The following is a 13016-nucleotide window of genomic DNA, read 5'->3' as shown; positions in this document are numbered from 1 at the left end:
TCCTCACCGGCGAATACCTCTGGCCGAAGGGTGCCGAGGCTTAGGGTGTCATTTCGCCCTCAGCCGGATTCGACCCCACAAAGGGGGCGCGGCGGTAATGCGCTGTGCCCTCGACAGCATGCAAAGATGGAACGAACAGTTGCGGAAAACGATTGTTGCTGCGGTGCAGCAGGTTGAGTTAGACCGGTGAGCATGAAGCTGAACACCGATGAAGATCGGGTCGCGCCGCCGCCCGCTCCTCCAGCGACCATGCCGGTCGTCTTCGAGGCGATCGTGAAGCAGCAGGCACTTGCCGCCACCTACAATCTTGGCTCCGTCACGCTGGCACCGCACATCGTGTACACCAAGCACGGCGAATATTATCTCGACGCCGTGACGCTCGAACGGGACGGCAAGCCGCCCAGGGAGCCCAAGGTCGGCGCGTTCAAGATCGCGGGCCTTGGCGGGATGCGCGTGACGCCGCGGCGCTTCACCCCCAGCGAATTGTTCAACCCGGCCGAGCCCCGCTACGAGGGCGTGACCCTGCTCGCCATAGACGGCTGAGACCTACGCGCCGGGCGGTGACCAGCCCGGCGGCGCAAGGTCGAAGCCGGCGAGGTCGAACCCGGGCGTGACGACGCAGCCGACGAGCGCCCAGCCCGCGTCGGCGTGCGCCGCCTGCCATGCGTGCGCGGGCACCAAGGCCTGCGGGCTGTCGCGATCGAGCCGGTGCGTGGTGACGATGCCGGCCTCCGCGATGCGGAGCGTCAGCGGATTGCCGCCGTGCCACAGCCATAGCTCCGCTGCGTCGACCCGGTGCCAGTGCGACCGCTCGTCACGATCGAGCAGGAACAGGATCGCGGTCATCGGCGATCGCCCGCCCGCCCCGGCGGGCAGCCTTACCGTCTCGCGGTAATGGCCACCTTCCGGATGCGGCGCGAGGCCGAGCTGCTCGATCAGCGCCCGCGCTTCGCTCATCGGCAGCGGATCTGCTGGCTGTTCTGATCGACCGCGCGGCCGGCGAGAGCGCCAAGCGCGCCGCCGAGCAGGGTGCCAACAGTGCGGCTGCGCCCGCCGTCGATCACATTGCCGAGAATGCCGCCAGCGGCGCCGCCGACGATGAGGCCGGTGGTGCCATCCGGTCGGCGGCAGTAATAGCGGCCGTCCGAGCCGGAATAGACGCGGTCCGTCGGCGCCAGCGCACGTTCCTGATATTGCGAGCCCGAGCGATAATAGCGGGCGGGATCATAGTCGCCCTCGTCGCGCCACTCGCCATCATCATTGTAGCGCACCGGCGGGGGCGCCGTGCGGCCATCGTCCCAGCGTGGATCGCGCGAGCCGGCGCCGGGAATCCGCTGCAGCGACTGATAGCGGTCGAACTCGCTGCGGAAGGTGTCCAGCTCGCGGGCGAAGCGTTCCTGCGCGGCACGGAAGCGGGCGGTGTCGGCCGCCGACTGCGCAGCGGCGGGCGTGCCGACGGCGAGGCAGGCGGCGGTTCCGGCGGTGGCAAGGGCGATGCCGAAGCGACGAATAGACATGGGACTATCCTCTCGATGCCCAACAGTGGGCGTGGCTGCGATACGGTTTCGCCGACGTATCGTTCCTGAACGGTAGCATCGGCCCGCCGCGGCCAGGCGAGGACTTGCGTTGTTGTTGTCCCTGCCGACCCCTAGATGCCGGAGATGACCATTACCTACCGCGATGCGGACGAGGCCGATCTTCCGGCGATCGTCGCGCTGCTTGCCGACGACGTGCTTGGCGCCGCGCGAGAGGATCCGTCGCTGCCGCTGAACGCGCGCTATCTCGATACCTTCCGCGCGATGCAGGCGACTCCCTATCAACGATTGGTCGTGGCCGACGAGGATGGCCGCATCATCGGCACGATGCAGTTGCTGGTGATCCCGGGCCTGTCGGCGAAGGGCAGCTGGCACGGGCAGATCGAGGCGGTGCGGATCGCGTCTGACCTGCGGGGGCGGGGCGCCGGCGAAGCTTTCGTCCGCTGGGCGGTGGAGCAGTGCCGCGCGGCCGGGTGTGCTACGGTGCAGTTGCTGTCGCATGGCTTGCGGACGGCGGCGCATCGCTTCTGGGCACGCGCCGGGTTCGAGCAGAGCCACCTGGGATTCAAGATGACGCTGTAACGGCGGCGATCATCGTGGCTTCACGGAAGCGAGACGAAGCTGTCCATCACGCGCTTGCGGCCGGCCTTCTCGAACTCGATCTCGAGCTTGTTGCCCTCGATCTCCTCGATCGTGCCGTAGCCGAACTTCTGGTGGAAGACGCGAAGGCCGACCGACAGATCGTCCCGCCCCTTGTTGCCGAGGCTGACGGAAGGCGAGCGGCTTTCGACCACGCGGGTCGGCTCGCGCGAGAAGGTGCGGGTCTGCCACTCGCCGCCCGGCTTTGCGCCGAGCGTGCCGGCGGCGCGCTGCCATCCGGGCCCGCGCCCGGTGCCGCGGCCGACATCCGCGAAGGGATCGGCGCGTTCTGACCAATTGGCGCGCCACAGGCTTTCGCCGCCGGACATGGTCGTCTCGGTCTCGACATGGTCGGCGGGAAGTTCGTTCACGAAGCGCGACGGGATCGACGAGGTCCACTGGCCGTAGATGCGGCGGTTCGCGGCGTGGAGGATCACGGCGCGGCGGCGGGCGCGAGTGATCGCGACGTAAGCGAGGCGGCGTTCCTCCTCCAGGCTGCGCGTGCCGCCTTCGTCGAGCGCGCGCTGCGACGGGAAGATGCCCTCCTCCCAACCGGCCAGGAACACGGTGTCGAATTCCAGCCCCTTGGCGGCGTGGATCGTCATGATGGTGACCTTGGGATCCTCGCGCGTCCCTTCATTGTCCATGACGAGGCTGACGTGTTCGAGGAACGCGCCGAGGCTTTCATATTCTTCCATCGCCCGGACGAGTTCGCTGAGGTTCTCCAACCGACCGGCTGCCTCGGTCGACTTCTCCGCCTGCCACATGGCGGTGTAGCCGCTTTCGTCGAGCAGCTGGCGGGCGAGCTCGGGATGCGGCAGTTCGCGTGACATCTGCCGCCAGCGCGCGATGTCGCCGACGAGGTTCCCGAGCGCGCGGCGCGCCTGGGGCGTCAGCTCGTCGGTATCGAGGATGCGTGCGGCGGCGGCTGTGAGCGGCAGGCCCTCGGCGCGCGCGAGCTGGTGGACCTTCGCCACCGCCTTGTCGCCGAGCCCGCGCTTGGGCGTGTTGACGATCCGTTCGAACGCAAGGTCGTCGGCGGGCTGGTTGACGACGCGCAGATAGGCCAGCGCGTCACGGATTTCCTGCCGCTCGTAGAAGCGGAAGCCGCCTACGATGCGATAAGGCAGGCCAATGGCGATGAAGCGGTCTTCGAACTCGCGCGTCTGATGCTGCGCGCGCACGAGGATCGCGATATCGTCGAGGCTCTTGCCGTTGCGCTGACAGGCCTCGATCTCCTCGCCGACGCGGCGTGCCTCTTCCGGCCCGTCCCACACGCCGATCACGCGGACCTTCTCGCCGACGTCGAGCTCGGTCCACAGCGACTTGCCGAGCCGGCCGGTGTTGTTGTCGATCACGCCGCCGGCCGCGCCGAGGATATGCGGCGTCGAGCGGTAATTCTGCTCCAGCCGGATGACCTTGGCTCCGGGGAAGTCCTTTTCGAACTTCAGGATGTTCTCCACCTGCGCGCCGCGCCAGGAATAGATCGACTGATCGTCGTCACCGACGCAGCAGATGTTGCGCCGCTCCTGTGCCAGCAGCCTGAGCCAGAGATACTGGACCGAGTTGGTGTCCTGATATTCGTCCACCATGATGTAGCGGAAGCGCTGCTGGTATTGCTCCAGCACCTCCCGGTTCGTCTTCAGGATGGTGAGGACGTGGAGCAGCAGGTCGCCGAAGTCGCACGCGTTCACCGCGCGCAGACGGGCCTGATATTGCTCGTAAAGCTCGCCGCCGCGGCCGTTCGCGTAGCGCTCGCTTTCGCCGGCGTCGATATCACGGGCGGTGAGCCCCTTGTTCTTCCATTCGTCGATCAGCCCGGCGAGGCTGCGCGCGGGGAAGCGCTTCTCGTCGATGTCGGCGGCGGCGATCAGCTGCTTCAGCAGGCGAAGCTGATCGTCGGTATCAAGGATGGTGAAGTTGCTTTGCAGCCCGACCAGTTCGGCATGGCGGCGCAGCATCTTGGCGCCGATCGCGTGGAAGGTGCCGAGCCACGGCATGCCTTCCACCGCGTCGCCGACGAGGCGGCCAACGCGCTCGCGCATCTCGCGCGCGGCCTTGTTGGTGAAGGTGACGGAGAGGATCTCGCTCGGATAGGCCTTTCGCGTCCATAGCAGGTGGGCGAGTCGCGCCGTTAGCGCCGCCGTCTTGCCGGTGCCGGCGCCGGCGAGGACCAGCACCGGGCCATCGGTGGTGAGCACCGCCTCGCGCTGCGGCGGATTGAGGCCGCGCAGGTATGGCGGATCGGCGAGCTGGGTATCGGCGGAGAGATCAGTCACCCGGGACAGGTAGTCAGGCTTGCGCGACGACGCAATCCGTGAGAACAAAGCGGCAACGAAAAGCTGGGAGGATAGCATGGCGATCACGGGCAAGTGTCACTGCGGCGCGATCAGCTGGTCCGCGGAAGGCGCGCCTGAGCATCATGCGCTGTGCCATTGCGATGATTGCCGGCGCTGGTCCGGCGCGCCGATGGTGGGCTGGATCGCGTTCAAGGCCGATCAGGTGACGATCGAGGGTTCGCCCGTCAGCTATCAGTCGTCGGAGCACGGCAGCCGCGAGTTTTGCGGCACGTGCGGCACCGGCCTGTTTTATCGCAATCCAGCCTTCCTGCCGGGGATCATCGACATCCATTCCGGCACGCTCGATGACCCTGAAAGCCAGCCGCCGGGCGCGCAGATCATGATCAAGGATCGCCTGTCGTGGACCAGGGGAATGACGGACCTGCCGGAATTCACGACCTATCCCGGCATGGACTAACGCCCGACGGACGTGTGGCGTCGCTCGCCGCCGGGTGCTGGCCGGAAGCGCCGGGGGCGGGTAAGGGGCAGGGATGATGTACGCGCTTCTTCTCGCCGCATTGCCGATCCAGGCGGAGCCGGCGCAGCCGCCGATCACCGTTACGGGCAAGGCGACGCTCGACAATGCATCGGTGCTGCGCGCGGCGCGGGCGCTGAAGCCGGGCGAATATCTCTGGGCGCCGCAGACGGCACCCGAGGGGCCGATGCTGATGGTGGTGAGCCTGGAGACGCAGCGCGCGGTGGTCTACCGCAACGGCGTGCCGATCGGGATCACGACGATCTCGAGCGGCAAGCGCGGGCATGAGACGCCCGTCGGCATCTTCACCGTGCTCCAGAAGAAGAAGGAGCATTATTCAAACCTCTACAATAGCGCGCCGATGCCTTTCATGCAGCGGCTGACCTGGGACGGGATCGCGCTTCACGCCGGCAAGCTGCCCGGCCATGCCGCGTCGCACGGTTGCATCCGCTTGCCCGACGCCTTCGCCAAGCTGCTCTACGACCAGACGCGGCTGGGCATGACGGTGGTAGTGACGAAGCAGGCGGCGCTGCCCTCGATCGCGGCGGCCGCGGACCTGATCGGCGCGGCCAAGAGCGGCCTGCCAGCGCCGCGCCTGGCGAGCGCCTTCTGGGAGCCGGAGCGTTCGCCGACGGGATCGGTATCGTTCGTGGTCAGCACCGCCGACCGCGCCTTGACGGTGATCCGCGGCGGACGGATCATCGGGCGGGTGCCCGTGTCGGTCGCTCGCCCGGTGACCCATGCGTATCTCTACAGCTACCGCGGCGGAACGGGGGATCCCGCGACCCAATGGTCCCGCATCGCGCTGCCCGGGCAATCGGTGGACGAGGATCTGGCGGCCGGCGACGTGACCTTGCCGGACGCCTATCGTGGCCGTGTCGAAGCGGTGCTGGCGCCGGGGGCGACGGTGGTCGTGACGCCGGACAGCCTGAGCACCACGGCGACCAACCTGCAGGACTTCGTCACCGGCAACTGACCGGCCCGCGATTGCCGTCGTAGCCTCGCCAGTTGACCTCCCCGCGTCGCAAGCGGAGAGGGGAAGAATGACCGCGACCGCCAGCAGCAATTCCTCCGCCCGCGTCCTCACCGCAAGTTTCGTCGGCACGACGGTCGAGTTCTACGATTTCTACATCTACGCGACGGCGGCGAGCCTGGTGTTCGGGGAGATCTTCTTCCCTTCCGCCGAGCCCGGCATGCAGCAGATGGCGAGTTTCGCGACGCTGGCGGTAGCGTTCTTTGCTCGGCCGGTCGGCGCGGCCTTCTTCGGCCATTTCGGCGACCGCATCGGGCGCAAGTCGACGTTGGTCGCAAGCCTCCTCACCATGGGGCTGTCCACCACGTTGATCGCGTTCCTGCCGACTTATGCTTCGGCCGGTTGGTGGGCGCCCTTCATCCTTTGCCTGCTGCGCTTCGGCCAGGGCTTTGGCCTCGGCGGTGAATGGGGCGGCGCGGCGCTGCTGGCGGTGGAAAATGCGCCGCCGGGTTGGCGCGCGCGCTTTGGCTGCGCCCCGCAGATGGGCGCGCCCGCCGGGTTCATCGCGGCGAACGGCCTGTTCCTGCTGCTCGGCGTATGGCTGACGCCGGAGCAGTTCCGCGATTGGGGCTGGCGCATCCCGTTCCTGGTCAGCGCGCTGCTCGTCGCGCTTGGCCTTTGGATCCGCCTGAAGCTGACCGAGACGCCGGAATTCGCCGCCGCGCTGGAGGAAGCGCCGCCGCCCGCGGTGCCCTTCGCCGAACTGATGCGGCACCATGGCGGTGCGACTCTCGCTGGAACGATCGGGGCGATCGCCTGCTTCGCGCTCTACTATATCGCGACGGCGTTCACGCTCGGCTATGGCACCAAGACGCTTGGCTATCCGATGCAGTCGATGTTGCTGGTCCAGCTTGGCGCGATCCTGTTCATGGCGGTCGGCATCTACGCCTCGGCATGGCTGGCGGATCGCCGCTTCGATGAGCGGCGCGTGCTGGCCGGCGGGTGCGTGGGCGTGGTGATCGCCGGCTTCCTGCTTGGGCCGATGCTGGGCTCCGGCTCGCTGCTGCAGGTGTTCCTCTACCTCTCGCTCGCGCTGCTGCTGATGGGGTTCGTCTACGGCCCGCTTGGCGCGTGGCTGCCGGGACTGTTCCCGCCGCGCGTGCGCTACACTGGCGCATCGATGGCGTTCAACGTCGCGGGCGTGCTGGGCGGCGGCCTGACCCCTTTGGTGGGCCAGGCGCTGGCGGGCAGCTACGGGCTTGGCGCCGTCGGCCTCTACGGCAGCGCGGCCGCAGCGCTCAGCTTCATCGCCCTGCTTGCGGTGCGCGGCACGCCGCGCGCCCATGCGGTGGTGCTGGAACCCTAAGCGACCGCGCGAAGGATCGTCAGCTTCGCCTTGCCATGGACGCGCACCGTGTCCGCTGCGAAGCCGGCGACGTTCACATCCTCGGTCCGCCCGGTTTCGATGCTGATCCAGGTGCCCGGCGACGTCCAGCCGAGCCGCGAGAGCTTGTCCAGCGCCACCGCGCCAGCGCCGCTGGCATAAGGCGGGTCCATCATGATGAGGTCGAGCGGCGCACGTGCGGGGCCGAGCGACATGACGCTGCCGGCGCGGATCTCCGCCCCGGTCGCGCCGAGCGCAGCGACGTTGGCGCGCAGCGCATCGAGCGCGGCGCGATCTTGCTCCACGAACAGGCATGTCCCCGCGCCGCGAGACAGCGCCTCCAGCCCGAGTGCGCCGGAGCCGGCGAACAGATCGGCGACGGCGAGCCCCTCCATGGTGCCGACGCGACTGGTGAGCATCGAGAACAGCGCCTCACGCGTACGGTCCGCGGTCGGCCGGGTCGCGTCTCCCTTCGGGGCGGCAAGCGGGCGGCCGCGCCATTGCCCGGCGATGATCCGCATCAGCGATCACCCCGCGGGCGCGGCGGCCGGGGCTTGCCTGGCCGGGGGGGACGGGGGCCGCCCGGCCGCGAGGCGCCGGTGCCGCCTTGGCGTGGGCCGCCGCTACGGGGCGAACGAGGCACGCCGCCGACGGACGGGCGCGACGAATCTGCGCGACCCGGGCGTGATTGGACGCCATCAGTCCGCCCTGACGAGGCGGAGCCGGGCTTTCCTTGCCTTGGCCTGGGCGCGCGGGGCGCGCTGGGGACCGGTTCATTGTCGCTGTGCGATTCGCGGAAGGACCGGGCGCGGTTGGTTCGTCCGCCAGCACCGCGCACGGCGACCGAGCCGTCGGCGCGCCGGCGCGGTTCGTTCTTGGGGCCGCCTTGCCGCGGAGGGCGGGCCGGGCGCGCGGGCTTCGCGCGCGCTGCGTTCTGGTCGGCGACAGGCGCCCGGATCATCTCGGCGGACGGCTCCACGACGGAGACCGCGCGGCGTCTCGCGGGCTGGGGCAACTCGCGGCGAGCCGGATCGGCGCGGAAGCTTTCCACGTCGTGGCGGCGCACTTCGCCGATCTGGCCGGGTGCCAGGTCGCCCAAAACGAATGGGCCGTAGCGCGTGCGGATCAGCCGGCTGACCTGCAGGCCGAGATGTTCCAGCACACGGCGGACTTCGCGGTTCTTGCCTTCCTTGAGGATCATCTCGATCCACACATTGGTGCCGGTGCGACGCTCGATATTGGCGTCGATCGGGCCGTAGCGGACGCCCTCGATCTCCACGCCTTCGATCAGCTCCTCGAGCTGCGGCTGGCTGATCCGGCCGTACGCGCGGGCACGGTAGGCGCGCTCGACGCCGGTAGCCGGGAGTTCGAGCTGACGCTTCAGGCCACCGTCGGTCGTCATCAGCAGCACCCCCTCGGTATTAAGGTCGAGCCGGCCGACCGGCATCAGCCGCGGGAGGCCCTTGGGCAGGCGATCATAGATGGTGGGGCGGCCGGCGGGGTCACGCTCGGTCGTCAGCACGCCAGTCGGCTTGTGGAACAGGAACAGGCGCGCGGGCTCCGGCGCGGCGACGGGGTTGCCGTCGACCGTCACGCCATCGAGCGAGGCGAGCAGCGTCGCGGGCGTCTCGACCGGTGCGCCGTTCAGCGCCACGCGGCCCTCGGCGATCATCCGCTCAATCTCCCGGCGCGAGGCGACGCCGGCGCGGGCGAGCAGCTTGGCGATACGATGGAGCGGGCGGGACGACGGCGAACCGTCGGCAGGAGATGTCGGCATGGCGCGCTGATACAACCGTTGTGTGCGCTGCGCGAAAATATTTGCGACCCGGCGCGCACTGCCGCGTTATCATCGTGTGGTCCGGTGCGAGTAGGTGCGGGAATAGTGATGATTTTCGGGCGGAAGAAACGGTCCATCGTCCGATTGCTCGTCGTCGAGGACGAGCCGCTGGTTGCGTTCGACACCGAGCACCTGCTGACCGATCGCGATTATGAGATCGTCGCAACCGTCGATCGGGTGGTGGATGCGCTGGCGGTGATCGAAACCGGCGTCGACATTCACCTCGTGCTGGTCGACGTGGCGCTCGCCGACGGGACGGGCATCGACGTGGCGCGGGCCGCGTCCGAACGCGACATCCCCGTCATGTTCGTGACGGGCAATTGCCCGGGCGATGCCGAAGCCTATGCGACGGGCTGCCTCGCCAAGCCTTATACGCAGCGCGCGTTGCTGTCGGCGATCAACGCGGTGGAGGCGGCAATCGAGGGACGTCGGCCGGGCCGACTGCCGAGCGGCTTCCGCCTCTTCGCCAACAAGGCCGTACCTGCGCCTGCACCCGTGAAGCGGGCGGGCGGAGCGGAGGAGCAGGGCGCAACCTTCGACGCGTGAGGCCGCGCGCCCGGGCGGGCTGGCGCGTCGCCGGACGCAGGGCCCGCGACGCGCAGAGACGAGGCGTCAGTCGGTTGGCTGAACCGGAGACGGATCGGTGCCGGGCGAGCTTGGCGCGGGCTGATCGATGTCCGGGCCGGGCGGGTTGATCTCGGGCGGCGGTGCGCTCGGTTCGGGCGCCTGGCTCGGCTGCGGGGGGACTTCGGCGGGGGGTACGGTAGCCATTTGTTGCTTTCCTCTCGCGCCACCAACGATTGGCGGCTGCGGCGGTTGCTCGCGCCGCTTGCCGTGCGCTCGCGCGCGGTATAGAGGCCCCGCGATCGGCGGTGCCTAGATGCGGGCGTGGCGGAACTGGTAGACGCGCTGGATTTAGGTTCCAGTATCGCAAGATGTGGGGGTTCGAGTCCCTTCGCCCGCACCAGTCATCCGCGGCGTTGCCGCGGGCAGGCACCATCCACGAAATTTCAGTTGAAGGCACGAAGATGCAGACTGTCGAGACGTTGAACGAGGGCCTGAAGCGCGCCTACACGCTGACCATTCCGGCGAAGGACATCGATGCGCGGGTTGATGCAGAGCTGAAGCGCGTTGCGCCGCAGGTTCGCATGCCCGGCTTCCGCCCCGGGAAGGTGCCGGCCAACCTCGTGCGCAAGATGCACGGCCCGGCGCTTCATCAGGACGCGCTCAACAGCTCGATCCAGGAAGGCATTCAGGCGCTGATCGCCGAGCAGCAGCTGCGCCCCGCGATCCAGCCGTCGGTCGAGCTCGTCGAAGGCTATGAGCCGGGCAAGGATGCCGAGCTGAAGGTCGAGCTGGAAGTGCTGCCGCAGGTGCCGGCGCCGGCGATTGACGGCCTGAAGCTCGAGAAGCTGACCGTTCCGGCCGACGACGCCGTGATCGACGAGCAGCTGCAGAAGTTCGCCGACCAGACGAAGCGCTGGGACGACACCGAGGAAGGCTATGTCGCCAAGATGGGCGACCTCGTCACAGTCGATTTCGTCGGCAAGACGATGGACGGCGTTGCCTTCGAGGGCGGCACCGGCAGCGACATGGCGGTCGAGCTGGGCGCTGGCCGCCTGATCCCGGGCTTCGAGGATCAGGTCGTCGGCGTGAAGGCCGGTGACGAGCGCCAGATCAAGGTGACCTTCCCCGAGGACTATCAGGCGAAGGAACTCGCCGGCCAGGACGCGACGTTCGACCTCGTCGTGAAATCGGTGAAGACCGCCGGCGAGGCAACTGTTGACGAAGAGCTGGCGAAGAACCTGGGCCTCGAGAGCCTGGAGCAGCTGCGCGGCCTGATCCGTGGGCAGATCGAGAGCGAGCTCGGCAACCTCACCCGCACGCACATGAAGCGCAAGCTGCTCGACCAGCTCGCTGCCGGCCACGATTTCGAAGTGCCGCCGTCGATGGTCGAGGCCGAGTTCCAGCAGATCTGGGCGCAGCTCGAGCATGAGGCGACCCATGAGCCCGATCCGAAGGCGGCGATGGAAGAGATGGAGAAGGAGCGCGACGATTATCGCAAGATCGCCGAGCGCCGCGTCCGTCTTGGCCTGCTGCTGAGCGAGATCGGCCAGGCAAATGGCGTCGAGGTGACGCAGCAGGAAATGAACCGCCTGATCGCCCAGGCTGCGCAGCAGTATCGCGGCGAGGACCAGCAGCGTTTCATCCAGTACATCCAGCAGGAGCCGATGGCGGCTGCCCAGCTGCGCGCGCCGCTCTACGAGGACAAGGTCGTCGACTTCCTGTTCGAGAAGGCCGAGGTCACCGAGCGCGAGACGACCCGCGAGGAGCTGGAAGCCGCGATCGAGAGCGAGGACGGTTTCGCGACCGGCACGCATCACCATGATCACGACAATCACAAGCCGAAGCAGAAGAAGGCTGCGTCCAAGAAGAAGGCTGCCGAACCGGTGACCGACGAGCCAGCTGCTGACGAGGCTGCTGCACCCGCCGAGGACGAAGCGGCTGCGAAGCCGGCGAAGAAGCCGGGCGCCAAGAAGAAGGCGGCTGACGCCGAGGCCGGCGAAGAGGCTGCTCCGGCCAAGAAGCCGGCGGCGAAGAAGGCTAAGGCCGCGGCAGGCGACGAGGCTGCGGCCGACGCACCGGCAGCCGAAGCCAAGCCCAAGAAGGCGACCAAGAAGGCTGCACCGAAGGCCGAAGGCTAATATCACGACGTACCGCTGCATCGTCCGGGCCCTTGCGGGCCACGGGCGATGCGGGCGGTTTCTTTGACGCCAGGCGTCACGCCGGCTTGCCCGGCATCCACCCTTTCGCAAGAACCTTGGGATTATGAGACCGCCGGCCGGTGAGCCCTGCCCGGGTGGCCATGGTGGCGATGGGATGTGAACGTGGCTGAACCAGTGATCGCCGTGCTGCTGCCGTGCTATAACGAGGAAGCGGCGATCGCGCAGACGATCGCGGGCTTTCGCGCCGCACTGCCCGACGCCACGATCTATGTTTACGACAACAATTCGCAGGACCGCACCGTCGAGGTGGCGCGAGCGGCCGGCGCCGTCGTGCGCACCGAGCGGACCCAGGGAAAGGGCGCCGTCGTGCGCCGGATGTTCGCCGACGTGGATGCTGACGTTTATGTCATGGCGGACGGCGACTCGACCTATGACGCCGCCTCCGCGCCGCTGCTCGTGCGCCGCATGCTGGACGAGCAGCTCGACATGGTCGTGGGCTGCCGGGTGGGGGAGGCAGCGGCCGCCTATCGCCGCGGGCATCGCTTGGGCAATGCATTGCTCACCGGCATGCTCGCTCAACTCTTCGGGCGCAGCTTCAGCGATATTCTAAGCGGATACCGGGTGTTCTCGCGACGCTTCGTCAAGAGCTTCCCGGTGCTGTCGGTCGGGTTCGAGATCGAGACCGAGATTTCGGTTCACGCGCTCGAGTTGAAAATGCCGGTGGCGGAGATCGAGACGCCGTATTTCGCTCGGCCGGAAGGATCGGTGTCGAAGCTCAGCACGTATCGCGACGGCTGGCGTATCCTGGGCACGATCGCGACGCTGTACCGGATCGAGCGGCCCTTGTGGTTCTTCGGTGCCTTTGGTGCCGTCCTTCTGGCGCTGGCCGTGCTGCTCGCGATCCCGCTTGCGATCACCTACGTGCATACCGGCCTCGTGCCGCGCTTCCCCACCGCGATCCTCGTTACCGGGCTCACGATCCTGGCGGCGCTGTGCGGCTTTGCCGGACTGATCCTTGATACGGTGGTCCGCGGGCGACGCGAAGTGCGCCGCCTGGCGTATCTCGCGCACCGCGCGCCTGGATCTGCCTGAAACCACTGGTCAGGTT

At 68.1% G+C, this 13016-nt stretch carries 14 protein-coding genes and 1 tRNA gene; 9 read left to right on the top strand and 6 right to left on the bottom strand.

What is annotated here, in order from left to right:
• The first annotated feature begins 192 nt into the window (after nucleotides 1-192).
• Nucleotides 193-543, top strand: coding sequence for a hypothetical protein (locus tag ACH0CP_RS12930; RefSeq protein WP_294443449.1), 351 nt, complete (start codon nucleotides 193-195; stop codon nucleotides 541-543).
• Nucleotides 544-546: 3 nt separating this feature from the next.
• Here ACH0CP_RS12930 and ACH0CP_RS12925 read toward each other — a convergent pair whose 3' ends face one another.
• Together ACH0CP_RS12925 and ACH0CP_RS12920 are read right to left on the bottom strand one after the other, a co-directional pair.
• A complete protein-coding gene (locus ACH0CP_RS12925) occupies nucleotides 547-957 on the bottom strand; it encodes a cupin domain-containing protein (protein ID WP_294443450.1) in 411 nt (136 codons plus the stop codon).
• Nucleotides 954-1517, bottom strand: a complete 564-nt coding sequence (locus tag ACH0CP_RS12920) for a glycine zipper 2TM domain-containing protein (protein ID WP_294443451.1) — start codon at nucleotides 1515-1517, stop codon at nucleotides 954-956. Before ACH0CP_RS12920 ends, ACH0CP_RS12925 begins: the two co-directional genes overlap by 4 nt.
• Nucleotides 1518-1661: 144 nt before the next feature.
• Between ACH0CP_RS12920 and ACH0CP_RS12915 the strand changes: the two genes are divergently transcribed.
• Entirely contained in the window at nucleotides 1662-2117 is a 456-nt protein-coding gene (locus ACH0CP_RS12915) for a GNAT family N-acetyltransferase (protein ID WP_294443452.1), read from the top strand.
• Between the two features lie 20 nt (nucleotides 2118-2137).
• On the opposite strand, the gene ACH0CP_RS12910 is transcribed toward ACH0CP_RS12915, so the two are convergent.
• Nucleotides 2138-4453: an ATP-dependent helicase gene (locus ACH0CP_RS12910; protein WP_294443453.1), complete on the bottom strand. Its 2316-nt coding sequence runs from the start codon at nucleotides 4451-4453 to the stop codon at nucleotides 2138-2140.
• A 76-nt stretch (nucleotides 4454-4529) separates the two neighbouring features.
• Here ACH0CP_RS12910 and ACH0CP_RS12905 point away from each other — a divergent pair, with 76 nt between their 5' ends.
• From ACH0CP_RS12905 to ACH0CP_RS12895, 3 genes are all read left to right on the top strand, one after another.
• Nucleotides 4530-4931, top strand: a complete 402-nt coding sequence (locus ACH0CP_RS12905) for a GFA family protein (protein WP_294443454.1) — start codon at nucleotides 4530-4532, stop codon at nucleotides 4929-4931.
• A 76-nt stretch (nucleotides 4932-5007) separates the two neighbouring features.
• Nucleotides 5008-5964 carry a L,D-transpeptidase family protein gene (locus tag ACH0CP_RS12900; RefSeq protein ID WP_294443455.1) on the top strand — a complete coding sequence of 319 codons (957 nt, stop codon included), beginning with the start codon at nucleotides 5008-5010 and terminating at the stop codon, nucleotides 5962-5964.
• A gap of 67 nt (nucleotides 5965-6031) precedes the next feature.
• Nucleotides 6032-7327, top strand: coding sequence for an MFS transporter (locus ACH0CP_RS12895; RefSeq protein WP_294443456.1), 1296 nt, complete (start codon nucleotides 6032-6034; stop codon nucleotides 7325-7327).
• Here ACH0CP_RS12895 and rsmD read toward each other — a convergent pair.
• On the bottom strand, nucleotides 7324-7866 hold the full coding sequence (gene rsmD / locus ACH0CP_RS12890; RefSeq protein WP_406875601.1) for a 16S rRNA (guanine(966)-N(2))-methyltransferase RsmD: 543 nt from the start codon (nucleotides 7864-7866) through the stop codon (nucleotides 7324-7326). The two genes, ACH0CP_RS12895 and rsmD, sit on opposite strands and share 4 nt — an antisense overlap.
• Complete coding sequence (locus ACH0CP_RS12885) at nucleotides 7866-9122, bottom strand: pseudouridine synthase (protein WP_365928264.1); 1257 nt, start codon at nucleotides 9120-9122, stop codon at nucleotides 7866-7868. Before ACH0CP_RS12885 ends, rsmD begins: the two co-directional genes overlap by 1 nt.
• Before the next feature lie 108 nt (nucleotides 9123-9230).
• Between ACH0CP_RS12885 and ACH0CP_RS12880 the strand changes: the two genes are divergently transcribed.
• Complete coding sequence (locus ACH0CP_RS12880) at nucleotides 9231-9728, top strand: response regulator (protein ID WP_294443458.1); 498 nt, start codon at nucleotides 9231-9233, stop codon at nucleotides 9726-9728.
• 66 nt (nucleotides 9729-9794) lie between these two features.
• Here ACH0CP_RS12880 and ACH0CP_RS12875 read toward each other — a convergent pair whose 3' ends face one another.
• Nucleotides 9795-9953 carry a hypothetical protein gene (locus ACH0CP_RS12875; RefSeq protein WP_294443459.1) on the bottom strand — a complete coding sequence of 53 codons (159 nt, stop codon included), beginning with the start codon at nucleotides 9951-9953 and terminating at the stop codon, nucleotides 9795-9797.
• A 111-nt stretch (nucleotides 9954-10064) separates the two neighbouring features.
• Here ACH0CP_RS12875 and ACH0CP_RS12870 point away from each other — a divergent pair.
• From ACH0CP_RS12870 to ACH0CP_RS12860, 3 genes are all read left to right on the top strand, one after another.
• Nucleotides 10065-10149: transfer RNA gene (locus tag ACH0CP_RS12870), tRNA-Leu, on the top strand.
• Nucleotides 10150-10210: 61 nt separating this feature from the next.
• Nucleotides 10211-11887: a trigger factor gene (tig, locus tag ACH0CP_RS12865; RefSeq protein WP_294443460.1), complete on the top strand. Its 1677-nt coding sequence runs from the start codon at nucleotides 10211-10213 to the stop codon at nucleotides 11885-11887.
• A 183-nt stretch (nucleotides 11888-12070) separates the two neighbouring features.
• Nucleotides 12071-13000 (top strand): glycosyltransferase family 2 protein, encoded by a 930-nt coding sequence (locus tag ACH0CP_RS12860; RefSeq protein ID WP_294443461.1) that lies wholly within the window; start codon nucleotides 12071-12073, stop codon nucleotides 12998-13000.
• Nucleotides 13001-13016: the final 16 nt, after the last annotated feature.

The sequence above is a fragment of the Sphingomonas sp. 179-I 2A4 NHS genome, from assembly GCF_045369135.1.
Lineage (GTDB): Bacteria > Pseudomonadota > Alphaproteobacteria > Sphingomonadales > Sphingomonadaceae > Sphingomonas.
This window is presented reverse-complemented; position numbering and strand designations above follow the sequence as displayed.

Excerpts from the sequence above, each read along its gene's own strand:
- ACH0CP_RS12930 (WP_294443449.1), top strand. The coding sequence starts at position 193 with ATGAAGCTGAACACCGATGAAGATCGGGTCGCGCCGCCGCCCGCTCCT.
- ACH0CP_RS12925 (WP_294443450.1), bottom strand. The coding sequence starts at position 957 with ATGAGCGAAGCGCGGGCGCTGATCGAGCAGCTCGGCCTCGCGCCGCAT.
- ACH0CP_RS12920 (WP_294443451.1), bottom strand. The coding sequence starts at position 1,517 with ATGTCTATTCGTCGCTTCGGCATCGCCCTTGCCACCGCCGGAACCGCC.
- ACH0CP_RS12915 (WP_294443452.1), top strand. The coding sequence starts at position 1,662 with ATGACCATTACCTACCGCGATGCGGACGAGGCCGATCTTCCGGCGATC.
- ACH0CP_RS12905 (WP_294443454.1), top strand. The coding sequence starts at position 4,530 with ATGGCGATCACGGGCAAGTGTCACTGCGGCGCGATCAGCTGGTCCGCG.
- ACH0CP_RS12900 (WP_294443455.1), top strand. The coding sequence starts at position 5,008 with ATGTACGCGCTTCTTCTCGCCGCATTGCCGATCCAGGCGGAGCCGGCG.
- ACH0CP_RS12895 (WP_294443456.1), top strand. The coding sequence starts at position 6,032 with ATGACCGCGACCGCCAGCAGCAATTCCTCCGCCCGCGTCCTCACCGCA.
- rsmD (WP_406875601.1), bottom strand. The coding sequence starts at position 7,866 with ATGCGGATCATCGCCGGGCAATGGCGCGGCCGCCCGCTTGCCGCCCCG.
- ACH0CP_RS12885 (WP_365928264.1), bottom strand. The coding sequence starts at position 9,122 with ATGCCGACATCTCCTGCCGACGGTTCGCCGTCGTCCCGCCCGCTCCAT.
- ACH0CP_RS12880 (WP_294443458.1), top strand. The coding sequence starts at position 9,231 with ATGATTTTCGGGCGGAAGAAACGGTCCATCGTCCGATTGCTCGTCGTC.
- ACH0CP_RS12875 (WP_294443459.1), bottom strand. The coding sequence starts at position 9,953 with ATGGCTACCGTACCCCCCGCCGAAGTCCCCCCGCAGCCGAGCCAGGCG.
- tig (WP_294443460.1), top strand. The coding sequence starts at position 10,211 with ATGCAGACTGTCGAGACGTTGAACGAGGGCCTGAAGCGCGCCTACACG.